A 26,967-nucleotide genomic window follows, 5' to 3' on the forward strand; every position below is an offset into this window, starting at 1 on the left:
CGAGGACCAAAGTCCCTATCGCACCCGACGTCCCACCGGTCACGTGCACGGCATGGACGTTCCTCGAGTCGATTCCCTCCGGTTCGACCAGCCGCCGCTATGGCGTTCCCACCGTGAACAGTGAATTTTTTCCACAGTGTGCAAGTCGGCCTCAGTCCACGATTTTCGCCATCAAACCCTTTCCGCAGAATAATTCCAAGAAAGTTGCCAGAAAGCGTCCGAACGAATTCCACTACTGTCCATTCCCGGCCGACAGGTGTAGGGTCCGACATGGTTGTTCATTGACCGCCGGTGACCGCTTTCAGCGGGACGTTCGAGCTTCTTGCTCCTCCACCATCGGTCTCGGATCCAGGAAAGTCCACATGCGACACAACCGCACGATTTCCACTCTTTCCGGCGCCCTTTTCCTGCTTGCCGGATCAGTCGTCCTTCTCCCCGCATCGGCACAGGCCCATGCGGAATCCGTCCCGTGCACCGAGGCGGCGCTGGTCTCCGCGGTCGACGCGGCCAACGCCGCCGGAGGCGGCACCGTCACCTTGACCCCGGGCTGCACCTACACCCTTACCGCGCCTCACGGCGACGACGGTGTGCACGGCCCGGCCGGCCTGCCGATCATCACCACGCCCATCACGCTCGAGGGCAATGCCAACACCATCACCCGCGCACCGGCCGCGGCCGCCTTCCGCATCGGCCAGGTCGCACCCACCGGCGGCATCACGCTCAAAGCGGTCACCGTCAGCAACGGCCATGCGGCCGCCGCCGGCAACGACAATGGCGGCGGAATCCTCAGTTTCGGTGCGGTGACCCTCACCGGCAGCGCGTTGTCCGGCAACACCGCCAACGGCAGTGGTGGCGCCTTGCACAGCACCGGAACCCCGTCCGCGGCGACGTTCACCAACAGCACGGTCAACGGCAACACCGCGGGCCAGGGCGGCGGAATCGCGAGTGTGAACGGGACGCTCACGCTCACCAGCAGTGTGGTCAACACCAACACCGCGACGGTGAATCCCGGCGGGATCTACTACGTGGCGGGTTCGGCGACGCTGAACACCTCCACGGTGACCGCCAACACCGCGACCAACTGCACCGGCAGCCCCTCCCCTGTCCCCGGATGCGTCGGATGATCGCCCGTTCTCCCGTGACCACACCTGTTGATTTCGTTCCAGGAAAGAAGATGTGATGCGAAGAAAGCGCAGTGTTCTGCGGGCCGTCGTCGGCGCCACCGTCCTGAGCGCGGGCATGATCACGCTGGCGCCCCTGGCGCAGGCGACCACCATTCCCGTGGCGTGCGGCGAAAGCGCCCTCGTCGACGCCGTCAACCTCGCCAACTCCACGGTCGCCAGCGACACCCTGACGCTGGCGGGCGGCTGCACCTACGCGCTGACCTCGCCGCACGGCGGACTCGCCAACGGGCTGCCGGTCATCACCACACCGATCGAACTACTCGGCCCGGCGACCATCACGCGAACCTCGCTGCTCCCCTTCCGGATCGCCGAAGTCGGTCCGACCGGCAACCTCACCCTGACCACCTCGGTCGCCTTCACCAACGGCAACGTGGTCGGCAACGGGGGCGCCATCCTCAACCGCGGCGCCGTGACACTCACCACCAGCAGCCTGAGCGGAAACTACGCCACTCTCGCCGGCGGAGGCCTCGCCAACGCCGACACCCCGTCAGGCACGGCACCCGCGGCTTCGTTCACCAGAAGCAGCGTTCTCGGAAACACCGCGCTCCTTCAAGGCGGCGGTATCTACAACGGCCTCCGCGGCACGCTGACCACCACCGGCGTCTCCGGAACCCCGATGCTCATCAGCGGCAACAGCGGCGCGCAAGGAGGCGGGATAGCCGCGGTCGACTCGACCGCGACGACCATCACCCAGACCGCCGTGACCGTGAACCACGCACTGCTGACCGCGGGCGGGGTCCACCGGACCAACGGGACCATGACCACCAACAACGCGCCGATCACCGCCAACACCCCCGGAAACTGCGTCGGGAGCGCCCCCGCGGTGCCCAACTGCACCGGCTGAACCAGAGCTCACCCGCTCTCCACCTGGCTGACATAGACAGCGTGCGAGTCAGGATCGCGAGCGGTGATCCGGCCGCCAGGCGCGCAGGCGGGATAGCTGACAGGGCTCGTGTCAATGCTGGACGCCCAACACGGTGTCCGCGTTGCGCAGCTGCACCCAGCCATCACCGGTCAGCCGGACTTCGCAATCCAGGGCGAGGTAGAACCTCAGCGATCGCCCCAGGTGAAAGGCACGAATACGCACCACTGCCCACTGTCGTCACAGGACCGACGGCCATTCCTTACCCGCCAAGCCACAGATGCCCTACGCGCTATCCCCAGGTGAGCGGGTCGAGATGGAGGTAGAACCGCCGCCGGTCGGTGTCGAACGTGGTCCCGTAAGCACGGGCGAAGGCGTCGTCGGCGGCGATAGCTTGGTTCTCGTCATCCCAGACTCCTCGGGCGTTGGCGAGCAGCAAAGCGATGTCGACATAGGGATCGGCCCGGCCGAGGCGACCGAGGTCGATGAATCCCGCGAAGTTCAGGGCGACCGGGTCGAGGATGATGTTGGGCAGGCAGAGATCGCCGTGACAGACGACGGTGTCGCCTGCCTCCTGCACGAGACGGCGATCGACTTGCCCGGCAAGCCGAGCGAGCAGTTCGGCGGGCGGCGTCTGCTGCTGCTCGACCGGCAGGAACTCCGGGTTGACCTTGTCGCGGGCGACGACATCTCGGGCGATGGCGAACATCTGTGCCAGATCTCTGCTGAAGGGACATTCCTTCGCCGGCAACGCGTGCAGACCTCGTACGCCCTCGCTGATGGACGGCCAGGCTTGCCAGAGCGCCTGAGCCGGCACGCTGTCCGCGGGCACGCCTGGGACGGTGCTGGTCACCAGATACGCGCCGTCGGCGTCGGTGCCCCATTCGAGCACCTCGGGTCCCGGGACGCCACTGCCGCTGAGCCAGTCCACACGGTCCCGTTCCTCTTCCAGAAGAACCCGCTGCTCGCCCGTGACGCACTTGGCGTACCGCGAGCCGTCGGCACTGCGGAAGACAGAGGCGCCGGACTGTCCACTCGTGACAGGCTTCCACTCGCCGGGATGAAGCCGGGCGAGCAAGGACTCCCACTCGCGGACCGGTGACCTATGCACGAAAACCATTCTAGCTTTCCGCTGTCACGGTCAAGGCTTGCTCGCGAAGACCCACCTGTTGCTCGCCAGTGCGTCGTCCGGCTCGGGCCGTGGGCCGCGCCCGAACTGGCGAGTGAAGTCGAAAGGCGTCTTGACCTCGGTGGACCACCCCCTGCTCTCGAGGTCTCTCGTGGAATCGGGGCGTGGTTCACCGTCGAACAGGGTGAGCAGGTCGACCCCGATCCGCTGCTTCGCCGAGGTGTAGACGGCGTTAGCCCGGACTTCGGGGCGTTCCACGCCGAGTTTGACTTCGAACGCCAGTGAACTGCCTTCGGCGCTCAAGCTGTCCACGGTGTCGATGAGGCCGCGCTCGGCGGCACTGGACAGGTAGAGCATGAGGCCCTCGGCCAGCCAGACACTCGGCATCGCCGGATCGAACCCGGCGGCGATCAGGGTGGCCGTCCAGTCGCCGCGCAGGTCGCCCGCGATCGGCACGCGCCGCGTTTTCGTTATGGCGCCTAGCTTGTCGAGGACGTCCTGTTTGAATCCCAGCACCGGCTCGCGGTCGATCTCGAACAGCACACAGCCCGCAGGCCAGTCGAGCCGGAAGGCCCGCGAGTCGAGGCCCGCGCCGAGGAGCACGACCTGACGTCCTCCGGCCCGCGCCGACCGGAGGACGAAGTCGTCCAGGACCCGGGTTCGCAGACCGAAGTAACGCCCGAGCCTGCCCCACAGGGGATCGGCGTCCCCGTCCGGGACCTGCTCCATGCGTAACGGCCAGTCTTCGCAGGTCCGGGCGGCACGCACGAAATGCTCCGCGAAGCCGTCCCTGGCGAGCGAGTCCGGGCGGTGGGTTTCGATCGCGCGGGCGGCGGCGACCATGAGCGCGGTCCGGCCGACACCCAGTTCTATCGCGCCGCCGTCGTGCTTCGTACCGGCCAAGGCTCCTGCCTTTCGGGCGATGACCACACTTCCGGATCGTCGAGGATGGCCAGACGGGCGCCGTAGACAGTGCCCATGAAGCCCAGGATCGTGTCGTCGGGCAGGTGGAGACTCGTCGTGCAGTCGGTCAGGACGGTCACGTGGAACCCTTGCTGGAACGCCGTCCGCGCGGTGGAGTCCACGCAGACATCCGTGTAGAGACCCGCGAACACCAAGTGCCCGAAACCGTTCCGGACGAGGTACTCCTCGAAACCGTCGGTGAGGAAGGCGTCGAAGCGCGCGTTCTTGGTGAAGACACGTTCGCCGCCGGCGGGCGAGACCCGGTGGAATTCCGCACCCCAGGTGCCTTCCCGGCACTTCGGGCGTTTCCCGAGCATCAGGTCCCGATGCCGCCAGCTCGGGCCTTGATGCTCGACGTCACCGTGGAACCGAACGAAGACGACCTCGATGCCGCGAGCCCTCGCCACGTCCACCGCCCGCGCGGCACCGGCCGTCGCGGCGTCCACTGTGGAAAGATCGCCCGCGTACCTGCCCGCCACTACCGGCCCGGTGCAGAAGTCGTTCTGCAGGTCCATGACGACCAGCGCCGTCCCGGTCACCCTTCCACTGCCGAGAGGACGTCGGCTGATCGCCCGGGTTGCTTCAGCAGGTCCACCACGGCCTCCGTCACCTCCGTGGTCGAGTGGGGTCCGCCGAGGTCCGGAGTCGTGATTCCCTGGCGTCCGACGGATTCGAGAGCGTCCTCCGTGCTTTTGATCGCGCCCGCGCAGCCGGCATGCCGTTCCGCGATCGCCGCCGCCGCCCGGATGGTCGCCACGGGATTGACGATGCCCAGGCCCGCCAGGTCGTCCGCGGAACCGTGCACGGTCTGGTACTCGACCAGTCCGGCGACGTCGGGATGCAGGTGGATGTTCTCCGTGTAGCGGTTTTCCTGCCGTTCGGAGCCCAGCCGGTCCAGCAGGACCACGTGCATGATGTCGGCCCATTCGTTGGCGCCGATGATGACGGTGCGCCGCGGCAACCCGTGCTCGATGAGGTTGCGGTTGACCGTGTCCGGCTGGGCGAGGGCGATCTCCACGCCGTGCCGTGCCGCGATCTCCTCCACCCAGCCACCGAGAGCACCGTCGAGGAGGTGGAACTTGTAGGCCATGACCACCCGTTCCACCTGCTCGCCGGGCCACTGCCGCCGCGCCTGCTCCAGGGCGGCGGCGACCACCTTCGCGGTGATCTCCTTGCTGAACTTCATGGTGCGATGGACGACACCGGGGCTGTGGCTGTTCTCGCCGGTGTAAAAGCCCTGGGCTTCGTCGCGCACCATCAACAGCGACGAGTCCCGATCCTCGATGAGGTCGGTCTTCACCGCCTGCAGTCGCTCGCGGACCAGGTACAACGACTGGGCGTTGATCGCCGTGCGGAAGACGGCGGTGGTGCCCGCGAGTGCCCGTGCGCGGCAGAACCGCTCGTAGTGGTCGGCGTCCTGCCGGGTCAGGTCCGCGATCTCCGCGAAGCCGCTTCCTTCGGCCTTGAGGGAGAAGTACGAGTGGTACAGCCTGGGCGAGCGCACGATGCGGATGGTCGTCGAAGACGCCTTCCCGAGGGTGTTCAGGACACGTTCGAAGACGTTCGCGAGTTCTGGTCCGGTTCCGCGGCCGACGGCCAGTCCGATGGTGGGGTCCACCGTGCTCCTTCGCTGTTCGGATGCCGGATTCAGGCCGTGGGCGCGCCGCTGACCAGGTGGTCGCCGGGGATGCCCGTCTTCGAGGGGCTGTAGTAGTCCTTGATCCCGGCCACCCAGGTCGAAACGGTGATCTGGTCTGACGCGGACGGGCCGAAGGCGTCGAAGAGCGCCTCGATGTTGGCGCGTTCGAAGCCGATCGCCGTCATGAGCGAGTGGAAGACGTGGCGCTCGATGAGACCGTCTCCGTCCGGGTCGCCCAGCGCCGCCAGCGACTCGGCGAAAACCCTGATGGTCGAGTCGAACCGTTCCGGCGACAGTACGACGGCGGTGTACTCGTCGAAAGTGATCTCACCGTCGCGGTCGACGTCCAGTACCTCGGCCAGGGTGCGCCAGTACTGCCGGAACGCCGCCCGCATCGCGTCCTTGGCCGCCGCGCCGGATTCGGGTGCCGCCTCGACGACGTCGGCGGCCATGATCTCGAAGTCTTCGGCTTCGAGATGCCCGTTCCCGTTGCGGTCGAACAGAGTGAAGATGAGCGTGACACGTTCGAGGGCATCCGTCGGCATCAAGGAACCATCCTTTACTCGAAGCGAAAGGGAATGGCGAAATGTTCGGTCGTGACTATGCCAGCGGCGGCATCGGGGAAATATACGAAGAACCCGGCCGCCACCGTAAAGTGTGAACCAGCACCGAACAAGGCCGGAATGCCCGAAAGCACGTTGTTTCAGCTTCGCCGACGTGCAGCGCCCATACCGGACCCGTACCGAAGACACTCTCGGTCTTCGTTCTCACCGCCAGGGCTCCATCCTCCGGCAGCACCGAAGTCCTGATCGGGTCCCCGGCCGCGACCCACTGTCACCCGGCTCGCGTCGACGCCGGATTCGAAGCCTTACTCCGAATATCGGATTCGGAGAATGGCATTCTCGAGCGGATCGACCGGGTCGTCACAGCATCGCCAGCAGTTCGGCGGCGGCGCGGCGACCGCTGTCGATCGCACCGTCGATGAAACCCGGCCACCGCTGGGCGGTGTGGGCCCCGGCGAAGTGCACCAAGCCCTCCGGCACGGCGAGATCCCTTTCGTAACGGGAGATCTGCCCGGCCCGGAAGGTCGTCCAGGTGCCGCGCGACCACTCGTCGTCCACCCATTCGTACGTGGTCGCGGCGACGACCTCGGCCTCGGGCGCGAACTCGCGCACCGCCCGCTGCACGTCCGCCACGTCGTGCCCGTCCACCCGGTCGTGCTCGGGCGCGAAGCACACCAGCACCACGCCCTCGGGCACGGTGTACATCGCGCCCACGTAGTCGAACTCGGTACCCCAGCCGTATCCGCTCAGGTCGTCCGGCACGTTGCGGGCCAGCGCCCACACCTTCTGCCCCTGCCCGGCGTGGTTCTCGGTGGAGATGGCCAGCTTCGCCGGGGACAGCGCGGGGGTGAACTCGATGTGCCGCTGCACGCCGATGGGAACGGTGACCAGCACCCGCCGCGCCGTGACCTCTCCGCCGTCGTGTCCGACGACGACGTGGTCCGCCTCCTGGCGCACCCACCGCACGGGCGTGCTCAGCCGGATGTCCGCGCCGCCGTCCTCCGCCAGCGCCGTGGCGAGCGAGACGGTGCCGTCGTCGAAGGTCCGCCCGAGCACGCTCGCCCGGACCATGCCCCAGACGGAGTTGCCCATGGCGGCGATCCAGCGCAGGATGTCCAGCGCGGAGCCGGTGTCGGCGGAAGCGTTGCCGCAGCCGCAGAACCAGGAGATCAGCAGTTCCCGCGCGTTGCCCTTCAAGCCGGCTTCGTCGGCCCACTGCCGGATCGGCACATCGAGGTCGGCCAGGCCCTGTCCGGAGAGCGGGCGGTCCACGTCGAGCCGGGCGCCGGCCGCCACCAGGGCGCGCACCGCGAGTTCCAGGTCCTCCAGTTCGCCGGGCGGCACCGGAAGCAGCGACTTCAGCACGGTGCCGCGATCCGACCAGGTCATCCGGGCTGGCAACTCGCTGTCGCTGACCGCGATCCCGTACCGGCGGACCTCCTCGGTGACGAAGGTCTGCTCGGGGACGATCCACGTACCGCCCATCTCCAGCCCGACTCCGTCGAACAGGTCGGTCCGGTACCAGGTACGGCCGCCGATCCGGTCGCGCGCCTCCAGCACGCGCACCGTTCGCCCGGCCGAGCCGAGATCACGTGCGGCCGTCAGCCCGGCGAAGCCCGCGCCCACGATCACGACATCGACTTCCGGAGAACCCATCGAACACCTGCCTTCTGTCAGCGTGCCCGGCAACGTACGTGCGCCGTCCTACCCCGGTCGATGGACGCGGAGTCCAATCTGGCCGGTCAATGTGGACGCGACGGCGAATCCCGTCCGGTGTCGGCGTAGGCGAGCGCGTCCCGGGCCTCCAGCGCGAGCCACAGCTCGTAGCGCGCGGAGGCGGTCGTCAGCGTCCGGCCGGTGAGCTGCTCGATCCGGTCGATGCGGTTGCGCACGGTGTGCCGGTGCACGCCGAGGCGCTGTGCCGTGACGTCCCACGCGGAGTTGGCGTCCAGCCACGCGCGTAACGTGGCCAGCAGCTGCTCCCGCTGGTCGGCGGCGTCGACCGGCGCCAGCACGGTGTCGGCGAACGAGGCCAGCAGTTCCGGCGGCCCCAGGGTGAGCAGCAGCCTGCTGGTGCTGTGCTCCCCGGCCTCGGCGGGACGGCCAAGACGAACGCTGGTGGCCAGTAGCGCCCGTGCCTGCCGAAGCGAGACGGCCGCCGAGCCCGGCCGCAATGCCGCGCCGACGCCGGCCGGGCGCCCCGGCGCGAACCGGTCGAGCAGCGCGGTCACGTCCACTTCGTCGACGACCAGCGCCTCCACGGTGTCCTCGGACCACCGCACGAGGCCGCCGGGCAGCACGAGGGCGAGATCTGCGGCCAGGTCGTCCGCTTCCCCCGCCCCGGCCACCACCGCCAGGCCGCGCACCGAGGACGCGGCCAGCCCGAACGCGGTCAGGACGGACTCGGCCCGGTCGTCGGGCAGCCCGTTCAGCAGCCGGGCCAGCGCCTCCGCACCGGCTCGCCGCCGCGGTTCGTCGGCCAGGTGCCTGCGCTCCAGTTCCAGTGTCAGCAACGAAACCAGCGCGGCGTCCAGAGTGCCCGGCTGTGGTTGGGACGGCCTGGCGAGCAGCACGTGCCCGCGCAGCCGCCGGGCGCCGATCGGCTGCACGGCCACGGTCAGCCCGTCCGCCGCGACCGACGCGCTGCCCAGCAACCCGCGGGCGCCCACCTCGTCCAGCACCGTGCGCCCGGCGGCGAGCAGGGCGGGCGCGGACTCGCCGACGGCGACCAGTTCGCGGCCGAGCAGGTCGGTCACCACGGCGGCACGACCGGTCGCGCGCAGCCACACCTTGAGGATCGCGTTCAGGCCGCCGCCCGAAGTCGCCGCGACGGTCAGCCTGCGCTGGACATCGACGGTGTGCTCCAGGGCGCGCCGGTCCTCGGCGGCCAGCGCGGCGAACACCGCCTTGGTGACCGCGATGAACGGCACCTCGTCCGGCACCACGAGCAGCGGCAGCCCGGCCGCTTCGGCGGCGGCCACCAGCTCGCCGGGCGGCTCCCGGTGCGGCTGGCCGTGGCCGACGCCGAACGCCAGCGCCGCCGCGCCGCCCTCGACCACGTCCCGCACGAAACCCCGGCAGGACCGCCGGTCAGTCGGCAGCACCACACCGGCCGTCATCAGCAGTTCCCCGCCCTGCAGCCATTCGCCGGGGCGGGCCAGCTCCGAGACGTGCGCGGCCTCGATCACCCGGTCCCGGCCACCCTCTCCGGCGACCAGGGTCAGGCGGAGCTCGCGCACGGCGAGCAGGGCGGCGACAGTCAGCGGCATGGACGCAGTGTCCACCGTCACGCGCAAAGTTCAACCCCGCGTCCATCGACGCGGCCGGGCGGCCCGCCCTACCGTCCCCACACCCCGTGACCCACGTCTCAGGGCCAGTTGGCAGAGCTGAGATGGACCCGCGAACAGGACCAAATGTGAACCCGCCCCGGCCGAAGGCCCCGCTATCGCGGTGGCAGGACGCCTTACCCGCCAACGCGGGTGTGGAAGACCAGGCAGCGTCCTGCCGACGTCGATCGCGGACGCGGGTTCACCAACAGACACTCAGTCCACAGAGGACACCGCTGGAGGCCCCGCCGTGATCCAAGACCCCGCCAGTAGAGCGATACCCGAACCCGTTTCCGCACAGGCCACCCGGATCGAGACGCACGGCATCGACGTCATCGGCGACGAGGAACGGCACGGCCGGGCGCGCGACCTGTTCGGCGTGTGGGCCGCGCCGAACGTGAGCTACCTCAGCCTGGTGGTCGGCGGCGCGCTCGTGGTGCTGGGCCTGAGCCTGTGGCAGGCACTCGGCGTGATCCTGGTCGGCAACCTGTTCTGGGTGCTGGTCGGGCTGATCTCGGTCAGCGGCCCGGCCGCGGGCACGCCGAGTTCGGTCATCACCCGGACCATGTACGGCGTTCGCGGCAACCGGGTGCTGGTCACGTTCAACGGCTCGCTGATCTCCGTGTGTTACGTCGCGCTGAGCCTGTCGGCCGCGTCGGTGACGGCGTTCAGCCTGTGCTCCAGGTTCGGCCTGGAACTCGGCACGGTGGGCAAGACGCTGGTCATCGTCGGCGTGGCGGCGGTGACGCTGGCGATCAGCGTCTACGGGCACGCCACGATCATCCGGCTGTACATGCCGCTCGCCGCGGCACTCGCGGTGGTGTTCGCGGTACTGGCGTTCTTCGTGCTGGGCAACGCCGACTGGGGTCACCAGCCGCCGCGGGAGCTCCAGGGACCCGACCTGTGGGCGGCGCTGGCCGCGGGGCTGGCCATGGTCGCCTCGGCCCCGCTGTCCTACAGCACCAGCGCCGACTTCGCCCGCTATCTGCCGCGCACCGCCAAGCCGTCGGCCATCGTCGGCTGGACGGCGGCGGGCGCGTACCTGCCCAGCGTCCTGTGCACCGCGCTGGGCGCGGTCGCCGCCACCACATTGGACATGAGCGACCCGCAGACCGCGCTCACCGGCCTGCTGCCTGGCTGGTTCTCCCCGGTCTTCCTGATCGCCATGATCCTGGGCGCGATCGCCAACAACGCGCTGATCATCTACAGCTCGGGGCTGGCGCTCCAGGCGATCGGGATGCGCGTCCGCCGGTCGCGCAGTGTGCTGTTCTACGGCACGGTCAGCATCCTGCTGACCATGTACGCGCTGCTGGTCTCGAACTTCCTGGACACGGTCAGCCGGATGCTGCAGATGATGGTGGCGGTGCTGGCCCCGATCATGGCCATCTACGTCACCGATCTGCTGCTGCGGCGCAACCGGTACGACGGCCACGCGCTCAGCGATCTCGGCCGGAGCAGCCCGTTCTGGTACCGGGGCGGGGTCAACTGGGCCGGTTTCGCCGCGCTGGTGGCAGGCGCCGCGTTCGCCATCGAGTTCCTGGCCGTCCCCGACGTGCACATCGGGTTCCTGGCCGAGCTGGTGGGCGGGATCGACCTGTCGCTGCCGGTGGGACTGATCGTCCCTTCGCTGATCTACGTCCTGGCGATGCGTTCGTCGACACAAGGAGTGAAATGAGCAAGCCGGAACTGGTCCACTACCGGGGCGGCCGGATCTTCACCGCCGACGAGCCCGCGTGGGCGGAGTCCATGGTCGTGCGCGGGGAGTCGATCGAGTTCGTCGGCGACACCGCGACGGCCGACGGTCTGGCCGGCGGCGCGCGGCTGGTGGACCTCGGCGGGGCGTTCGTGCTGCCCGGTTTCGTGGACGCGCACACCCACCTGCTGGGGATGGGTGAGGCGCTGCGGCAGGTCGACCTGTTCGACGCCGCCGACGTGGCCGAGATCCAGGCCAGGATCGGGGAGACGGCGGCCGCCGACCCCGGCGCGCCACGGATCCTGGGCCGCAGCTGGTTGTTCGGCGCGCTGGACGGCCGCGGCCCGGACCGCGGCATGATCGACGCGGCCGTGCCGGACCGGCCGGTCTATCTCGCCGCCAACGACCTGCATTCGACGTGGGTCAACAGCGCCGCGCTGCGGGAGCTCGGGATCACGGCGGACACCCCCGACCCGATCGGCGGCCGGATCGGCCGCGACGAGGCGGGCGAGCCGGACGGCATGCTGTACGAGGCGGCCGCGTTGCAGCTGGCGCGGCGGTTCCTCGACGCGCAAGCAGGCGACGACGAGCGCGACGCCGCACTGGCCTCGACGTTCGAGCAGTATCTGTCCGACGGCGTGACCGGCGCGGTGGACATGGGGCTGGGGCAGGACGACCTGGACGCGTTGGAGCGGGCACTGGCCCGCGGCGGCGGCCGGTTGCCGCTGCGGGTGGCCGGGCACTGGCTGGTCGAGCGGACCGGCAGCACCGAGGACGATCTGCGGCAGGTCCGGCGGGCGGTGGAGCTGGCCGGGCGGCTGTCCGGGCCGTGGTTGCGGGTCACCGGTATCAAGCTGCTGGTGGACGGCGTGATCGACAGCTGCACGGCGGCGATGAAGGCCCCGTTCGCCGACGGCAGCCATCCCGGGCCGATCTGGGACCTGGCAGCCCTGTCCCCCGTCGTGGCGGCGGCGGACGCGGCCGGGTTGCAGGTGGCGCTGCACGCGATCGGCGACGAGGCGTCGGACATCGCGCTTTCCGCGCTGGAGCAAGCGATCGAGGTCAACGGGCCGCGCGACCGGCGGCACCGGCTCGAGCACGTCGAGGTGGTGACCGAGGAGAACGTGCGCCGACTCGCCCGGCTCGGCGTGGTCGCGTCCATGCAGCCGGTGCACGCCGATCCGGCGATCCAGGACAACTGGCGGGCGGTGCTCGGCGACGACCGCGTGCGGCGCGGCTACCCGTGGCCGGAACTGACCGCCGCCGGCGCGGTGCTCGCGTTCGGCTCCGACGCGCCGACCGCGCCCCACCCGCCGCTGCCGAACATGTTCATCGCCACCACCCGGCGATCGGCGTCCGATCCCGGGCTGCCGCCCAACATCCCGGAGTACGCCCTGCCCATGGCCGACGCCCTCGCGCACGGCACCCGGCACGCCGCGTACTCGTGCCGGTGGGAGGGATTGACCGGGCGCCTGGCGCCGGGGCTGGCGGCGGACTTCGTGGTGCTGGACCGTGATCCGTTCGCCGAGGGCGCTGACTCGCTGTTGCAGACCAAGGTCCGGTTGACCGTGGTCGCGGGTGAGGAGCGTGCCGGAACGCTGTCCTGATCCGCGGACCTCAGGCGTTGGCGGTGGGTGGGGCGGTGTAGCGGGCTTGGCCGAAGCCGATGATGAGGTAGCCGATGATGGAGAACAGGAACAGGCCGAAGAACCCGAAGACGCCGCTCTTGCCGAACGCCTTCGCGACGTCGATCGAGACGATGATCGCGATGACGATGTTGACCACCGGGATGAGCAACAGGATCAGCCACCATCCGGAGCGCCCCGCGACCTTCAGCAGCGTGTAGGCGTTGTAGAACGGGATGATCGCCGCCCAGCCGGGTCGCCCGGCCTTGGTGAACACCTTCCACAGCGCGATGATCATGAGCACAGCGAAGATCAGGCCCGAGGCTCCCCAGCCGAAGCCGAGGTCGGGGGTCGTGACGGACGTCGTCTCTTGGTGCACGGAACTGGTGTCCTTCCGGAAGCGGGCTGCCAGGCCGGTGACATTAGCGCCGACGAGACACCTTCGCAGCGGAGAAGACACCGACGGTGGAGACGTTCACCGACCAGGCTGAACGCGCAGAGCGCCCTATGACCGGACGGTCAGGTGAAATCGCCGCCGTTCGGCGACTGTTGCTCGCTTTCGGTGTCGGAGGAGAAATAGACCGTCACGTTCGGAAGCGCAGATACCGCATTCCCAGAGCTACCGCGGCGCAGAACACCAGCCCGACGATGACCAGGACTCGACGCGCACCCTTCGGTTTCGGCTCCCGGGACTCCATCGACACCCCGAAACCCAGTAGCGCGCCGAACAGCACGCCGATGACACCCCCTGTCACCGGGTTCAACCAACTCACCTCAGCGTCGCTCGCGGAGCCGTACCACGCACCCAACGCGCCGAAGACCGCGGCCGGAACAGCGGTCATCACTCCACCGTGACCCGCCATCCAGCGCCTGCGTCGGTGTCGCCGTTCTGCCGGGACAGCTTGCTCATCCACTCCACTGGACATGACCGCATGCTTCCCGATCCGGCCGCCCCTCAAACCGGCCGATCTTCGCGGCATCACCTGAGCCTCCGACGACGGTGGCTGCACTTTCCTGCCCAGGCGGGGCCACCACCCAGACAAGGGCGCTCACTTCAGGCATCGCGCAGCTTCGGCAAACTCCACACCGCCTTCCTCGGCGCACAACGCCAGCAAGGAGGCCGCGGTGTGATCGTCGATCTCGTGCCGTCGCATCAGTGTGCTCTTGGCCTGCTCGATCGCCGCCATCTCACGCCACAGCAGCGCACGCCACTCGGCGTCATCAACCTTCGCCTCCGTCGCCATAGGTCGAGGATCTCGCAGTCACACCTCTTCCGGAACCCCGTTCGGGGAGGGTGACCAGGACGAGTGAACCCTGATCACGATCGGCCTAACGGCTTGTGAAATCCCTGCTGCGACCTGACTCGGGCGTACACGGCGCTCTCCGGTATTCGCTCCTGCCCGAACAGGTGGTTTCCCGCCGCGCGCGGCGATCCGGGCAGACATCGACTTGCCGTCGCGCAGCCTGAATGAGGAAGAGCCGGTCGAATGCCCACGGCCGATGAACGTCGACCGTGGACATTCGAACGAACCGGAAGGTGCGCGCAGCTGTCCAGCAGTTCGGTGACAAGGGGCAGCTCGTCGTTTCCCGCTCCGCCTGCGATCCGGTGCGATACCGGCGTCACGCTTTCCTGTGACGCGAGATCAGTCCGGGTAGTCCACGCTCATCCCCCGCAGACCCGTGGTGTCCTGCGGGCAGTTCACCTTCGATTCCTCGTTCTTGTTCGCCCAAGCGCCGAAGTACCACCGGTATGCGGGTTGGGTGTGCGTACGGCACTCCGCCGCGGCTCGGTGCGCGCGCTGGGTGCACTTCGACGAAACCGCCCAAGAGCCTGTACTCCGCCACACCCTGCAATCGGGTGGGATGGCCTGGGCCGACGCGGACACGGCTGGCGCCGCGGTCACCACCAGGCCCGCGACCATCGCCATCACCGCCGCCGTGGCCGCCCTGGTCGCGACTCCTGCTCGCACTGTTGATCGAATGCCCATCAAGTCCTCCCTCACGGTGGCGAGGTCCAGCGGATCCGGACTCACCACGGGCTTCACGCACCTGTCGACGAGGGCGTTGCCGCCGCCAAGCGTGATCACCCGGATGGGGTCCTGGTACTCGGCGACACCCTGCTCACCCGCGCGGACGGCTCTTGCGGCAGGTCACCTTGTTGTGGATGACCAGGACGATGGTCCGCAACAGGCCGAGTGCTATGGCCGGACCGCGACGGCGTCCACTTCGAAGAGCATGTCCGGGAAGGCGAGGGCCGCCACCCCGAGGAGAGTCTGCGTGGGCGGCCGCTTGCCCCAGATCTGGCCGATGAGCCTGCCGATGGTCTCGAGCTTGGCGGCGTCATGCTCGACGATGTAGGTGCGGAGCTGGACGACGTGGCTGAAGTCGAGACCCACCTCCGCCAGGGCGGTGCGCAGGTTCGCCAGCGACTGTTCGACCTGTTCGGCGAAGTCGCTCGACGTGACCTGGCCGCTGCCGTCGGAGGCGTACTGCCCTGCGATGAAGACGAGCTCACCGGAGGTGGTGGCGATGTGGCTGTATCCGAACCCCACCGGATCGTGCAGCCCTGCCGGGTTGATGATTTCGTGCGCCATGGAATCGCCTTTCGCTGAGTGTCGTTTGCCGGGGTTCAGGCCTGGACGCCCGTGAACCAGCGGCGGGTGCGTTCGGGTACACCGGGGGCATCCCGCTCCAACCGCACCTTGATATCGGCGACGGTCTGCCCGGCGAGCTCGGTCCGCCACGCGAGTTCCGCCTTGCGCATGGCCTGGTCGATCAGGCAAGGCTTCCGGTAGTCGTCCCGCGCCGCGCCTTTCGGTCCCTGTCTGCGGATCTCGGTGCAGAGGAAGGCCCGCTCGGCACCTTCGATCGCGGTGACCACGTCCATCAGCGTGATCTGCTCGGGTCCACGGGCGAGCCGGAAGCCGCCCCGGGGGCCACGGGTCGAGTCGACGATCCCGTCCCTGGCCAGCGCCTGCAGCTGTTTGTTGAGATAGGCCGTCGGCAGGCCGTGGCCCGATCACCGGCACCCGGCTCCCACGCCGCGAAAAGTCCGGGCACCGGGTTCCCGCCCGCCCGAGGACACGCTCGCCGTCGAGAACGGTCTCACCGGCGGTGATGCGCGGTGTCCTTTTTGGACTACCCGCTCCCCCGGCCCCCGCGGCTTCGGAAACGGCAGCGTTCAGCTCAAGGCGTCCAGGCCGCGTCGCCACCGTTGCCGCCGCTCCGCGGAATCCTGATCCCACCAAGGAGTACCACGCTCGCCCAAAGCGACCTTGGCGGTGTGCACCCGCGCCCGGGCGTCCCGTTCCGCTTCGACGTCCTGAGCACGGCGGGCCGCGCCGACATCCCGGCGAGCCCGCATCAGCAGACTGCGCAACCGGGCCGCCGCTTCCTCCGGGATCTCCGGATCGGTGGCCCGCCATCGCCTGCCGTCGATCACCACGAAGTGCCCGTCGGGCGTGCGGTCCGGCTCAGCCATTCGCATGCCCCGGCAGCCGGATCCTGATCGGCCCCTCCCACTCTCCATCCGGATCGACCGACCGGCCACGCTGGGTCAGCCGCACCTCTCCGGTCCGTGCGAGTTCACGTGCCAGTTCCCGAGCCTGCGGCAGCAGCGGACGCCAGTCGTCCGCCAGCGCCCTGGCCGCGTCAGAAGGACAGGTGCTGCTGTCCGCGCCTCGTGCGAAAGCCAAGGCGAGGATCGCGGCCCGCAGCCGTTCTCGAAGCGGCCCGGCACCCAACGCGACCCGGGAATGACCCGCGCCCGATCCCGTGCCCTCCCGGATCCGCTCCAGTTCTCGGCGTGGCCCTGGTCGATCGGTCATACCGCCAGGGTCGCACCGATCAAACCAGCCCGCCTTGCAGGAAACCACGGCCGCCGCAACCAGACGGCGGCATCGCTCGCAGGTTGCTACGTTCGATCGTGGCAGATCGGGATGCGAGGATGCGCGTATGGACGTAAGTCGACGGAACAACGTCGTCGTCGCCGGGCCCCCCGATGGGCCGGTGGTGATGCTCGCGCACGGATTCGGTTGTGACCAGAACATGTGGCGCCTGGTGACGCCGGCACTGGCCGAACGCCATCGCGTGGTGTCGTTCGACTACGTCGGTTCGGGACGATCGGAAATGTCCGCTTGGGACGAACGTCGGTATTCGTCCTTGGACGGTTACGTGCGCGACGTTCTGGACATCTGCGAGGAACTAGACCTGCGCGAGGTCACTTTCGTCGGGCACTCGGTGAGCGCGATGGTGGGCGTACTCGCGGCGAAAGCGGTGCGCGAACGGTTCGCGTCGCTGGTCTTGCTCGTACCGTCACCCCGCTACATCGACGACGGGGACTATCGGGGCGGGTTCAGCGCCGAGGACATCGAGGAACTCTTGGAGTCACTGGAATCCAACTATCTCGGCTGGTCGTCGGCCATGGCTCCGGTGATCATGGGCAACCCTGACCGGCCGGAGCTGGGCGAAGAGCTGACCGCCAGCTTCTGCGCCACCGATCCGGCGGTCGCCAGAGTGTTCGCCCGCACGACTTTCCTCTCCGACTCGCGTGCCGATCTGGCTGGAGCGGACCTCCCGACGATGATCCTGGACTGCACGCAGGACGCGATTTCCCCGCCGGAGGTCGGCGCCTTCGTGCACGCGTCCATGCCGGGCAGCCGGTTGCGCACCCTCGACGCGGTCGGGCACTGCCCGCAGCTGAGCGCTCCGCAAACGACCGCCGACGCCATCCTCGAGTTTCTGGAACACCGGCGTTGATGACCCACCGCGGGCACTGCCCGCCACATCAGCCCGATGGCGCGGGCACGGACGTGGCCTTCTCCGCCTTGTTGGAGGACAGCGCCGAAGAGCTTTACGAGAACGCGCCCTGCGGCTACCTGTCCACCCTGATGGACGGCACGATCGCGAAGATCAACGGCACGCTGCTGGAGTGGCTTGGCCACCGGCGCGACGAGGTCGTCGGCCGGATGCGGTTCTCCGACCTGCTCACCGTGGGCGGGAAGCTTTACCACGAAACGCATTTCGCACCGCTTCTGCACCTGCACGGTGAAGCGAAAGGCATCGCGCTGGAACTGCGCACCGTCACCCGCGAAAAGCTGCCGGTGCTGGTCACCTCGGTGGTCAAACGGGGCGGTGGAGGCGAGCCGCTGCTGATCCGCACCACGATCTTCGACGCCCGCGAACGACGCTCGTACGAACAAGAACTGCTTCGCGGACAGCGGAGCGCCGAAGAAGCGCGCAAGCAAGCGGACGCCGACCGGGAACGACTGCAACACGCGCTGGCGGTCCTGCAGAAGAGCCTGCTACCCGAAACCCTGCCGCAGGTGCCGAACCTACGGACCGCCGCTCACTACCACACGGCCTCCCCCGACCAGCTCGGCGGCGATTTCTACGACCTGTTCCCGCTCTCGGACGACCGGTGGGCGTTCTTCCTCGGCGACGTGTGCGGCAAGGGACCCGAGGCGGCGGCGGTGACCTCGCTGACCCGCTACACCCTGCGCGCCGCCGCGATGCACGACCCCGACCCGATCGCCACGCTGACCACCCTGAACTCCGTGCTGTACCAGCGCTACACCGGCGGTGACACCCGTTTCTGCACCGCGATCTTCGGCACCCTCGAACCCGAAGACGGCGCCATGCGGGTCCGGCTCGCCACGGGCGGGCATCCGCCGGCCCTCATCACCCGCGCAGACGGCGGCGCCGACTACCTCCAGACGCCGGGCGGGATGCTGCTCGGCTTCCTGGCCAACCCGGCGTTCACCCCGGCCGAAACGATACTGCGGCCGGGCGACACGATGCTGCTCTACACCGACGGCCTCACCGAAGCCCGCACCGGCCCTGGCCGCACCCTCTACGGAGAAGATGCCCTCCGCTGCCTCGTCGGCGAACTCGCACCGGTATCGCCGGAGAAGCTGATCACCGACCTCACCGACCTGCTCGGCAGCTTCGGTGACGGCCTCGGCGACGACGCGGCCCTGCTCGCCATCGGTGTCCCCGGGAAAACCTCGAGTCCACCGCGAGGTTGAAGGCGACACTTTGTTGAGGGCTAAGTCAAATGTGGCATGACCGAGCCTCTGCGGCGAAGGACTCCTTCGCTGCTTTTCTGGCGACAGAATGTCCGATTGATGGTTAGATGTGCGGTTTTCGAGGGGTCGTGTCCCGTGTGGACAGTCAGGGTGCGGCCGGTCCAGATCCGCGCTGCTGAAGGCTCCCTTCACCGCATCGGACGCGGCGAAGGGAGCCTTCAGTCCGGCACGACCCGCCCGCGAACACGACACGTTTGCCCTTCCCCTCAATAACGCTCACGATCGCTGGCGGTCACGCCTCCCCTGATCGTTTGTGCGCTGCTTCGGCTGATGTTCCGTAGACCGCTCTGTGATGCCGGGCGGTTCACCGATCACGATGTGGACGAAGATGCCGGACAGCCCGTACGTACTGACTCCGGCCACGGCCGCGCCGGGGTAGGGCCAGTCGAGCCGGTCGGGAACACCGGCGATGTTCAGCCCGGTCCAGTCGACGCCGGAGGTGGGCCGGTCGCAGTGCAGGCTGGCGGGAATGCTGCGGTGCCGCACGATGAGGGCGGCCTTGATCAGACCGGCGAGTCCCCCGGCCGCCTCCGGATGCCCGATGTTCGTCTTGACCGAGCCGACCAGACAGGGCTGCCCCGGTTCCCGGTGGCGTCCGATGGCGGTGCCGATCGCCTGCAGTTCAAGGGTGTCCCCGGCGGGGGCGGCGTTGCCGTGCGCCTCGACGTAACCGAGGCGTTCGGGCGCGATGCCGGCGTTGGCGCAGGCCCGGTCGATGACTTGGAGGTAGCCCGGTATCGACGGCGCGATGATCGCCTTCGCCGTCCGTCCTTTGCTGGCCTGCGCGCTACCGAGGATCACCGCGTGGATCGTGTCGCCGTCGGACCGCGCCTGATCCAGTCGTTTGAGGATGACCACACCCGCGCCGTCACTACGGATGAAACCGTCGGCGTTCTCGTCGGCGAAGCTGCAGCGGCCGGTGGCCGACAGCATGCCCGCCGCGGAGTAGCCGACGGTGTGGTCGGTGCCCAGCACGAGGCTGACCCCGCCGGCCACGGCGGTGTCGCACTCGCCGGTGCGCAGGCTCTGGCAGGCCAGATGCACGGCCAAGGTGCCCGATGAGCACGCGGCGTCCACTGTGGCGCAGGGACCACGCAGATCCCAGGCGTGACTGATGCGTCCCGACGCCATGCTGCGCGCGGCGGCGCCGGCGATGGCGTACATGTCCACCGTCACGTTCGCGCGGAGCGCGTCCCAGTGTTCCCCGGTGCTCTGTCCCATGAAGACACCGATGTCTTGCCCTGCAAGCGATTCCGCGGCGAGACCCGCGTCGCGGAGGGCGTCGTGCGTGGTGGTCAGCAGGACCTGATGCTGTGGATCGACGACGGCGGCTTCGCGCTCGCTGATCCCGAAGAGCGCGGCATCGAAATCACCGGCGTAGTCGACGAAACCGCCCGCACGGCTGACCAGCCGACCGGACCGGCGTGGGGTCGGGTCGTAGAGATCCGCCGTGTCGATCCGGCCGTCGGGAGCCGACGGCGCGACCGCGTCACCCCGCTCACCGAGCAGTTCCCAGAGCCGACCATAGGTGGGTGCGCCGGGAAACCGGCAACCCATCCCGATGATCGCGATCGGGTCGTACGACATCTGTCCCGCCTCGCGTGTGCCGTAGCTGGTCATGACCTGACTTCCACCCGTTGGTGGCAGGCCCGGATACCCCGGAATCTTTGCACTCTATGTGATCATTCGTGCCGTCCGGGTAGTCACTCGGGGTCGTTTTGGTCGCCGCCGGTCGGCGTCTCATGGTGGGTCCCGGAGGACTTCGGCAATGTGCGGTATCGCGGGCTGGGTCGATCCGACCCGCTCATTGAGGGACAAGGGCCGCGTGGTCCGGGCGATGGCCGACACACTGGCCGCCAGAGGACCGGACAGCGAGGGTGTGTGGGCAGGCGCGAACGCGGTACTCGGCCACCGCAGGCTCGCGGTGATGGACCCCGAGCACGGCGAGCAGCCCATGCTGCTCAGCGATGACCGGGATCGGCCGCTCACGGTCATCAGCTACTCCGGCGAGGTGTTCAACCACCTCGAACTCCGCGCGGAACTGGAACTGCTCGGCCACAAGTTCCGCACGGACACCGACACCGAAGTCGTCCTGCACGCCTGCCTGGAATGGGGAACCGGGGTCGCCGAACATCTGAACGGGATGTTCGCCTTCGCGGTCTGGGACGCGCGGCGAGGACGGCTTCTGCTCGTCCGCGACCGGCTCGGTGTCAAGCCCTTGTTCTACGCTCCTCACGGCCACGGCGTCCTCTTCGCCTCCGAGCCGAAAGCCTTGTTCGCCAGCGGATTGATCACCCCGGCCGTCGACGACGACGGGTTGCGCGACTTCCTGGCGTCCGTCAGAACTCCCGGCGGCAGCCTCTTCCGAGGCGTGCACGAGGTCCGGCCCGGCACCATGGTGGTGGTCGACGACCGGGGAATCCGTGAACACCGTTACTGGGCGCTGCGGGCTCGCCCGCACACCGCCGACGTACCCGAAACGGTGGACCACGTGCGAGACCTGTTGGGAGACATCGCAAACCGGCACGTGCGCGCCGACGTCCCGCTCGGCGCGCTGTTGTCCGGCGGGCTGGACTCCAGCGCGCTGGCCGCGCTGGGCCGTCGCTCCACACACGGACGGTTGCGCACTTTCTCGGTCGACTTCGACGGCCAGTTCGTCCCGGACCGGCTCCGTGCCACTCCCGACGCCCCCTATGTGCGGGACATGGTCGGCCACTGCGGACTCGACCACCGCGACATCGTCCTCGATTCGGCGGCGCTGACCGATCCCGCCACCCGGCAGGCCGTGGTCACCGCCCGGGACGCACCGGCGACCGGCGACATGGACACCTCGCTGTACCTGCTGTTCCAAGCTGTCCGGGACCACGCGACAGTGGTGATCTCCGGGGAAAGCGCCGACGAAGTCTTCGGCGGCTACCCGTGGTTCCACGATCCGGCCGCACTGGCCACCGGCGACTACCCCTGGCGATATCTCACCGGCCGCAGCGGCACTTATCAGGCCCTGCTGCGCGAGGACGTCGCCGTCGCACTCGACGTCGCCACCCATCGCGAAAACCACTACCGGCAGGCCCTGGCCGAAGTTCCCGTGCTGCCAGGGGAAGCCGGAATCCAGAGGCGCATGCGGGAGGTGTTCCACCTGCACCTGACCCGGTGGCTGCCCGACCTGCTCGATCGCAAGGACCGGCTGAGCATGGCCGTCGGCCTGGAAGTACGAGTCCCGTTCTGCGACCACCGCCTCGTCGAATACGCCTTCAACACCCCTTGGGCACACCACACCTTCGACGGCCAGGAGAAATCCCTCCTCCGCGCGGCCACCGCCGACCTGCTCCCCGCCAGTGTCGTGAACAGGACCAAAGCCCCGTACCCCATTACCCAGGACGTCGCCTACGACCGCGCGATCCGCGACCAGGCAGGTGACCTGGCGGCGACACCGACCGCTCCGGTGTGGACTTTCCTTGACCCGCAACGGCTTCGCGATCGGCTCGCGCGCCCGGTGACCGACCGCGCCACCCGGGCGGGCATCGATTTCGCCCTCAACCTCGACCTGTGGCTGTCGTCATCGTCGTCCTGGTCGCGCCGATCACGGCCTCAGCCGTGACCACTGTCCAGCCTGCGTCAGTGGCTGCCGGCGAGTTCGCCGGAGAGCTTTCCGTGCATCCGGGCGCTGTGCTTGTTCAGGCCGACGATCTCGACGGTTTTGCCTCGTGATGCGTATTTGGTGGTGATCGCGTCGAGGGCGGCGACGGTGGAGGCGTCCCAGATGTGGGCGCCGGTGAGATCGATGACGACCTCGTCCGGGTCGTTCGCGTAGTCGAACTGGTAGACCAAGTCGTTGCTGGAGGCGAAGAACAGTTCGCCGGTGACGGCGTAGTCGACCTGGGTGCCGTCCGGGTCGACCACGGCGGTGACCTCGACCAGGTGCGCGACCCTGCGCGCGAAGATCACCATCGCGGTGATCGAGCCGACGACCACGCCGATCGCGAGGTTGTCGGTGGCCACCACGACGGCCACGGTGACGACCATGACGATCGTCTCGCCCCACGGCATCCGCTTGAGCGTGCCCGGAGCGACACTGTGCCAGTCGAAGGTGCCGAACGCGACGAGCACCATCACCGCGACCAGCGCGGCCATCGGGATCTGCGATACCAGCGGGCCGAAGACGATGCACAGCACCATGAGGAACGTCCCGGCCAAGAACGTGGACAGGCGGGTCCTGGCGCCGGCGGTCTTCACGTTGATCATGGTCTGCCCGATCATCGCGCAGCCGCCCATTCCGCCGAAGAAGCCGGTGACGATGTTGGCGACACCTTGGCCGATCGCCTCGCGGGTCTTGTTGGAGTGAGTGTCGGTGATGTCGTCGACGAGCTTCGCGGTCATCAGCGACTCCATCAGCCCCACCAGCGCGAACGCGAGCGCGTACGGCGCGAGCATGCCGAGCGTGGCGAAGGTGAGCGGCACATCGGGAACACCGAGTGACGGCAGCGAGGAGGGCAGGACACCCTTGTCGCCCACGGTCGGGACCGCGATACCCGCGGCGATCGTCAGCGCCGTCAAGGCCACAATGGACACCAGCGGTGCGGGGATCACCTTGGTCAGCTTCGGAAACAGCACCATCAGCACGAGCCCGCCCGCGAACAACGGGTACACCGGCCACGGCACGTCGATCAGCTCCGGCACCTGCGCCAGGAAGATCAGGATCGCCAGCGCGTTGACGAACCCGACCATCACACTGCGCGGCACGAACCGCATCAACCGCGCCACACCCAGCGAACCGAGCACGATCTGGAACAGACCACCCAGGATCACCGTGGCGATCAGATGGTTCAGCCCATGCTCACGCACCAACGGGGCGACCACGAGCGCGATCGCGCCGGTCGCGGCGGAGATCATCGCCGACCGGCCGCCCACGATCGAGATCACGACCGCCATGGTGAACGAGGCGAACAACCCGACACTCGGGTCCACGCCCGCGATGATGGAGAAGGAGATCGCCTCCGGGATCAGCGCGAGCGCGACCACCAGCCCGGCGAGGATCTCGGTGCGGGCGACCTTGGGCGACAGCCACGACGGACGCGAACCGCGCAGGCGCGTCGACACCTGGGACACAAGACTCGACACAGAAAGACAACCTGACTTTCTCGGGCGCCGGACAGGGGCGCGGAACACTCTCACGCCATCACGCGTGCTGAAAGATCCTCGGCTCGAAAGGACGGGGAGTCGGTGACCCAGTGGGATGGCGGGCAGGTCACGACCACCGTCGACAACTCTCACCTCACGTTAGAGGAGAGATCGTCGGGCCGCGCAGGTCCCGGGCGTGAGTGAGGGCGGGATCACTGATGCGGGCCGACCGCGACGTTTCGTCGGGTGGCGTTGTGTGAACGCAGCAGGGCGGCGACGGCCAGCTTCGCGCGCGGCTCCACGCAGGCCTTCTCGGCGGTCTCGCCGAATTAACAGAACCGCGGCGCGGCGGTCTTGATCTCGTGGGCGAGGGTGAGTTCGTCGCGCAGCGCGGGCACGAGGACGAACCGCGCGGTGTGGTACTTGGCGGCGGTTTTCCCGGCGCGGGTGCGGCAGGCGGGGACATCACATTGCGGACAGGGGTGGCGTTCGACGGCGGCCGCGGCTTCGTCGGGTCCGCGTGACATGCCGACAGTCTCGCAGAACTCTGTCAAAACTAGAGTTAGTTGTGCGAATCGCGACCTGGGAATCTTCGGCCCGGATCGGGATGTTCGCAGAACTGTCACAACTGTTCATTTGTGCGAATCTCCGAACGGCGGATGAGCCGCTCGCCGTGGCCTGTCGAGCCATATTCGCCCGAGATTCGGCGAAGGCTACGGCTCACACCTCAGAAGTTCAACGCCCGCACGTTCACAGCCTTGGCTGACAATCAGATCGCCCTCTGACCTGGGGATCAGTGCTTACCGCTACTTTTCGTTCCGATGTACCACGGCCGACGACGTCCTGGTCGAGGACCCATGTCCCAACCACGCTCGAACTACGCCTCCGGCGGGTCGGGATTCCCGGGCGTCGCGGCCGGACCGCACGGCTGGTCGCCGAGGCCGGAGAAACCTGGGTCCGCTATGCCGGAGGTGATCACACCCGTTACAAGATCGAAGAACACGCGACAGTTGAAGACGCGAGCTCACCGGTGGAGGCCGTTCTCGTGCCGACGGCAGGCAAGCAGGGTGGAGTCGGCGGCGTGGATCGTCGTTCCGCCGCGGATCAAGGTCCGCGGCCGTTGTTCGACCGCGAGGACGTCGAAACCGTCCGGCAGGCCGGGCAGCAGGTCCTTGGCATAGAACATCGCCGCGCGCTGCCCGGCGGTCAGTGGGGCGGACGACCCCATCGGGGCATGGCCCACGATCAGGAGGTGCCCACCGGGGGCGACGGCGTCGGCGAGTCGGCGGGTCACCTGTGTCATCCCGCCGTCCGGCGGCTGCAGGTAGTGGCTGGTGACCAGGTCGTAGGATCGGCCGCCTGCGGTGAAGACGCGAGCGTCGATCTGCCACCAGCCGACATGGTCGGCGACGCCGTCCTGCTCGGCGCGCTGGGCAGCGCGTGCCAGGCCGGCTGCGGAGAAGTCAGCGCCGGTGACAGTCCAGCCCTGCCGGGCCAGCCAGATCACATCGCCTCCCTCGCCGCAGCCGACGTCGAGAGCGCTGCCCGGTGTCAGCCCGGCCGCCTCGGCTACGAGCTGCACATTGGGCTGTCCGCTGAAGACCTGCTCCTGGCCGGCGTAACGCTCGTCCCAGCCGTGCGGCTCGAACATGGCGGCCGTCTCCTCGTCGCTGAGCGGCTGGTGTTCTGTCATCTCAAACGCCTTCCCTTTACCTGTGGCCGACTGTCTAAGCGAGTGTCAGGACTTCACCTCGTGTCGGCGCTCATCGAACTTCCGCAGGCTGGACTCACGAGAAGTTCAGAGCGTGGCGGGATGTGCCGCGACGGCGCGGTGCACGTCCTCGGTGACCAGGTCGATGTTCATCATTGCCCCGGTCAGCCCACCCTGTGCGGCGGCGTCGATGACCTGCGCCCGGTGTCCTCGCACGTTGCCGGCCGCCCACACCCCGGGAACAGAGGTCGCTCCCGTCTGGGGGTCGGCGGGCAGGGTCTCGCCGATGAGCTGGCCGTCCATGTCCTTGACCTCGGCCGTCAGGCCCAGGTCTGCGAGCAGAGTGTCGACTTTGGCCGCCGACACGGGGAAGACGACGACGGCCTGGACTTCGGTCACGCTGTCACCGACCCGGACGCCGCTGAGTGCGTCGTCGGTGACCTCGACGCCGGTGACCCGGCCGGGCACCACGCTGATCTGGCGCGCGGCGAGCTCGGTGCGTTGCGGCGCGGTCAGTTCCACGGACTCGTTGGTGAACAGGGTGACCTTCTCGCTCCACTGACGCCACAGTTGCGCCTGGTGGAGGGAGGCGACGCCGCTGGCGATCAGCCCGATTGCCTTGTCTCGGACCTCGTAGCCGTGGCAGTAGGCACAGTGCAGCACGTCCACGCCCCAGCGGTCGGCGACGCCGGGAATGTCGGGCAGCTCGTCGACGACACCAGTGGCCACCAGTACCCGCCTCGCGTCAACAGTGCTCTCGTCGGCAAGGGTGATCCGCAGGGCATCCTCGCTGACACGCTCCACGCCGATCACGGTGTCGTCGCGGACGGTGCCGCCGTACTGCTCGACCTCCGATCGGCCGATGGCCAGCAGTTCGTGCGGATCGACACCTTCGCGTCCGAGATAGCTGTGGACCTGGGTGGCAGGCGCGTTGCGGGGCGTGCCTGCGTCGATGACCAGTACGTCACGCCGGGCACGGCCCAACGTCACAGCCGCCGCCAGGCCCGCTGGTCCGCCACCGATGATGACTACGTCGTGAGTGCTCATGCGGGCAACGGTGCAGCGGCC

At 68.5% G+C, this 26,967-nt stretch carries 28 protein-coding genes; 7 read left to right on the forward strand and 21 right to left on the reverse strand.

Translation table 11 applies throughout. From position 1 onward, the window contains the following. Window positions 1-362 precede the first annotated feature (362 nt). Both ACLJRM_RS15920 and ACLJRM_RS15925 read left to right on the forward strand, forming a co-directional pair. Window positions 363-1,124 (forward strand): hypothetical protein, encoded by a 762-nt coding sequence (locus ACLJRM_RS15920; RefSeq protein ID WP_410663393.1) that lies wholly within the window; start codon window positions 363-365, stop codon window positions 1,122-1,124. 55 nt (window positions 1,125-1,179) lie between these two features. After that, window positions 1,180-2,028 carry a hypothetical protein gene (locus ACLJRM_RS15925; RefSeq protein ID WP_101609168.1) on the forward strand — a complete coding sequence of 283 codons (849 nt, stop codon included), beginning with the start codon at window positions 1,180-1,182 and terminating at the stop codon, window positions 2,026-2,028. Between the two features lie 111 nt (window positions 2,029-2,139). Here the strand turns inward: ACLJRM_RS15925 and ACLJRM_RS15930 are convergent, their stop codons facing one another. From ACLJRM_RS15930 to ACLJRM_RS15965, 8 genes are all read right to left on the reverse strand, one after another. Beyond that, complete coding sequence (locus ACLJRM_RS15930; protein ID WP_410663394.1) at window positions 2,140-2,271, reverse strand: hypothetical protein; 132 nt, start codon at window positions 2,269-2,271, stop codon at window positions 2,140-2,142. 67 nt (window positions 2,272-2,338) lie between these two features. After that, on the reverse strand, window positions 2,339-3,157 hold the full coding sequence (locus ACLJRM_RS15935; RefSeq protein WP_410663395.1) for an APH(3'') family aminoglycoside O-phosphotransferase: 819 nt from the start codon (window positions 3,155-3,157) through the stop codon (window positions 2,339-2,341). Between the two features lie 30 nt (window positions 3,158-3,187). Further along, window positions 3,188-4,078: an SAM-dependent methyltransferase gene (locus tag ACLJRM_RS15940; RefSeq protein WP_410663396.1), complete on the reverse strand. Its 891-nt coding sequence runs from the start codon at window positions 4,076-4,078 to the stop codon at window positions 3,188-3,190. Next, window positions 4,045-4,677, reverse strand: coding sequence for a cysteine hydrolase family protein (locus tag ACLJRM_RS15945; protein ID WP_233223538.1), 633 nt, complete (start codon window positions 4,675-4,677; stop codon window positions 4,045-4,047). Before ACLJRM_RS15945 ends, ACLJRM_RS15940 begins: the two co-directional genes overlap by 34 nt. Beyond that, complete coding sequence (locus ACLJRM_RS15950; RefSeq protein WP_101609170.1) at window positions 4,674-5,756, reverse strand: isocitrate/isopropylmalate family dehydrogenase; 1,083 nt, start codon at window positions 5,754-5,756, stop codon at window positions 4,674-4,676. The genes ACLJRM_RS15945 and ACLJRM_RS15950 overlap by 4 nt, the downstream gene beginning before the upstream one ends. A gap of 29 nt (window positions 5,757-5,785) precedes the next feature. Then, a complete protein-coding gene (locus tag ACLJRM_RS15955; protein ID WP_101609171.1) occupies window positions 5,786-6,322 on the reverse strand; it encodes an EF-hand domain-containing protein in 537 nt (178 codons plus the stop codon). Window positions 6,323-6,700: 378 nt separating this feature from the next. After that, complete coding sequence (locus ACLJRM_RS15960) at window positions 6,701-7,996, reverse strand: flavin monoamine oxidase family protein (RefSeq protein ID WP_101609172.1); 1,296 nt, start codon at window positions 7,994-7,996, stop codon at window positions 6,701-6,703. Between the two features lie 86 nt (window positions 7,997-8,082). After that, the gene (locus ACLJRM_RS15965) at window positions 8,083-9,609 is read right to left on the reverse strand and encodes a PucR family transcriptional regulator (RefSeq protein ID WP_101609173.1); all 1,527 of its coding nucleotides are present in this window, start codon (window positions 9,607-9,609) and stop codon (window positions 8,083-8,085) included. Between the two features lie 307 nt (window positions 9,610-9,916). On the opposite strand from ACLJRM_RS15965, the gene ACLJRM_RS15970 reads away from it, so the two are divergent. After that, a complete protein-coding gene (locus tag ACLJRM_RS15970) occupies window positions 9,917-11,341 on the forward strand; it encodes a purine-cytosine permease family protein (RefSeq protein WP_410663397.1) in 1,425 nt (474 codons plus the stop codon). Further along, window positions 11,338-12,966, forward strand: a complete 1,629-nt coding sequence (locus ACLJRM_RS15975) for an amidohydrolase (protein ID WP_410663398.1) — start codon at window positions 11,338-11,340, stop codon at window positions 12,964-12,966. Before ACLJRM_RS15970 ends, ACLJRM_RS15975 begins: the two co-directional genes overlap by 4 nt. Before the next feature lie 10 nt (window positions 12,967-12,976). Here the strand turns inward: ACLJRM_RS15975 and ACLJRM_RS15980 are convergent, their stop codons facing one another. The 8 genes from ACLJRM_RS15980 to ACLJRM_RS16015 all read right to left on the reverse strand — a co-directional run bounded on the left by ACLJRM_RS15980 (window position 12,977) and on the right by ACLJRM_RS16015 (window position 16,811). After that, entirely contained in the window at window positions 12,977-13,363 is a 387-nt protein-coding gene (locus ACLJRM_RS15980) for a DUF5684 domain-containing protein (protein WP_101609176.1), read from the reverse strand. Between the two features lie 205 nt (window positions 13,364-13,568). Further along, on the reverse strand, window positions 13,569-13,826 hold the full coding sequence (locus ACLJRM_RS15985; RefSeq protein ID WP_410663399.1) for a hypothetical protein: 258 nt from the start codon (window positions 13,824-13,826) through the stop codon (window positions 13,569-13,571). 207 nt (window positions 13,827-14,033) lie between these two features. Then, complete coding sequence (locus ACLJRM_RS15990) at window positions 14,034-14,228, reverse strand: ANTAR domain-containing protein (protein ID WP_101609178.1); 195 nt, start codon at window positions 14,226-14,228, stop codon at window positions 14,034-14,036. A gap of 399 nt (window positions 14,229-14,627) precedes the next feature. Further along, a complete protein-coding gene (locus ACLJRM_RS15995; RefSeq protein ID WP_146044354.1) occupies window positions 14,628-14,972 on the reverse strand; it encodes a hypothetical protein in 345 nt (114 codons plus the stop codon). 210 nt (window positions 14,973-15,182) lie between these two features. Then, window positions 15,183-15,578 (reverse strand): RidA family protein, encoded by a 396-nt coding sequence (locus ACLJRM_RS16000; RefSeq protein WP_410663400.1) that lies wholly within the window; start codon window positions 15,576-15,578, stop codon window positions 15,183-15,185. Between the two features lie 35 nt (window positions 15,579-15,613). Continuing rightward, window positions 15,614-15,991: an RrF2 family transcriptional regulator gene (locus ACLJRM_RS16005; protein WP_410663547.1), complete on the reverse strand. Its 378-nt coding sequence runs from the start codon at window positions 15,989-15,991 to the stop codon at window positions 15,614-15,616. 174 nt (window positions 15,992-16,165) lie between these two features. Continuing rightward, window positions 16,166-16,465 carry a hypothetical protein gene (locus tag ACLJRM_RS16010; protein ID WP_101609181.1) on the reverse strand — a complete coding sequence of 100 codons (300 nt, stop codon included), beginning with the start codon at window positions 16,463-16,465 and terminating at the stop codon, window positions 16,166-16,168. Beyond that, entirely contained in the window at window positions 16,458-16,811 is a 354-nt protein-coding gene (locus tag ACLJRM_RS16015) for a DUF3253 domain-containing protein (RefSeq protein ID WP_101609182.1), read from the reverse strand. The genes ACLJRM_RS16010 and ACLJRM_RS16015 overlap by 8 nt, the downstream gene beginning before the upstream one ends. A gap of 127 nt (window positions 16,812-16,938) precedes the next feature. On the opposite strand from ACLJRM_RS16015, the gene ACLJRM_RS16020 reads away from it, so the two are divergent. Both ACLJRM_RS16020 and ACLJRM_RS16025 read left to right on the forward strand, forming a co-directional pair. After that, window positions 16,939-17,742 carry an alpha/beta fold hydrolase gene (locus tag ACLJRM_RS16020; protein WP_410663401.1) on the forward strand — a complete coding sequence of 268 codons (804 nt, stop codon included), beginning with the start codon at window positions 16,939-16,941 and terminating at the stop codon, window positions 17,740-17,742. Continuing rightward, window positions 17,742-19,010: a PP2C family protein-serine/threonine phosphatase gene (locus ACLJRM_RS16025; protein WP_410663402.1), complete on the forward strand. Its 1,269-nt coding sequence runs from the start codon at window positions 17,742-17,744 to the stop codon at window positions 19,008-19,010. The genes ACLJRM_RS16020 and ACLJRM_RS16025 overlap by 1 nt, the downstream gene beginning before the upstream one ends. 276 nt (window positions 19,011-19,286) lie before the next feature. On the opposite strand, the gene ACLJRM_RS16030 is transcribed toward ACLJRM_RS16025, so the two are convergent. Then, window positions 19,287-20,690, reverse strand: a complete 1,404-nt coding sequence (locus ACLJRM_RS16030) for a polyketide synthase (RefSeq protein WP_233223546.1) — start codon at window positions 20,688-20,690, stop codon at window positions 19,287-19,289. Window positions 20,691-20,838: 148 nt separating this feature from the next. On the opposite strand from ACLJRM_RS16030, the gene asnB reads away from it, so the two are divergent. Further along, window positions 20,839-22,668, forward strand: a complete 1,830-nt coding sequence (gene asnB / locus ACLJRM_RS16035) for an asparagine synthase (glutamine-hydrolyzing) (protein WP_410663403.1) — start codon at window positions 20,839-20,841, stop codon at window positions 22,666-22,668. A 17-nt stretch (window positions 22,669-22,685) separates the two neighbouring features. On the opposite strand, the gene ACLJRM_RS16040 is transcribed toward asnB, so the two are convergent. The 4 genes from ACLJRM_RS16040 to ACLJRM_RS16055 all read right to left on the reverse strand — a co-directional run bounded on the left by ACLJRM_RS16040 (window position 22,686) and on the right by ACLJRM_RS16055 (window position 26,946). After that, window positions 22,686-24,176, reverse strand: coding sequence for a SulP family inorganic anion transporter (locus ACLJRM_RS16040; protein ID WP_410663548.1), 1,491 nt, complete (start codon window positions 24,174-24,176; stop codon window positions 22,686-22,688). 341 nt (window positions 24,177-24,517) lie between these two features. Beyond that, entirely contained in the window at window positions 24,518-24,715 is a 198-nt protein-coding gene (locus tag ACLJRM_RS16045; RefSeq protein ID WP_410663404.1) for a hypothetical protein, read from the reverse strand. A 497-nt stretch (window positions 24,716-25,212) separates the two neighbouring features. Beyond that, window positions 25,213-25,881 carry a class I SAM-dependent methyltransferase gene (locus ACLJRM_RS16050; RefSeq protein WP_410663405.1) on the reverse strand — a complete coding sequence of 223 codons (669 nt, stop codon included), beginning with the start codon at window positions 25,879-25,881 and terminating at the stop codon, window positions 25,213-25,215. 105 nt (window positions 25,882-25,986) lie between these two features. Further along, window positions 25,987-26,946, reverse strand: coding sequence for an NAD(P)/FAD-dependent oxidoreductase (locus tag ACLJRM_RS16055; protein WP_410663406.1), 960 nt, complete (start codon window positions 26,944-26,946; stop codon window positions 25,987-25,989). Window positions 26,947-26,967 lie beyond the last annotated feature (21 nt).

The sequence above is a fragment of the Amycolatopsis sp. lyj-84 genome, assembly GCF_046549075.1.
Lineage (GTDB): Bacteria > Actinomycetota > Actinomycetes > Mycobacteriales > Pseudonocardiaceae > Amycolatopsis.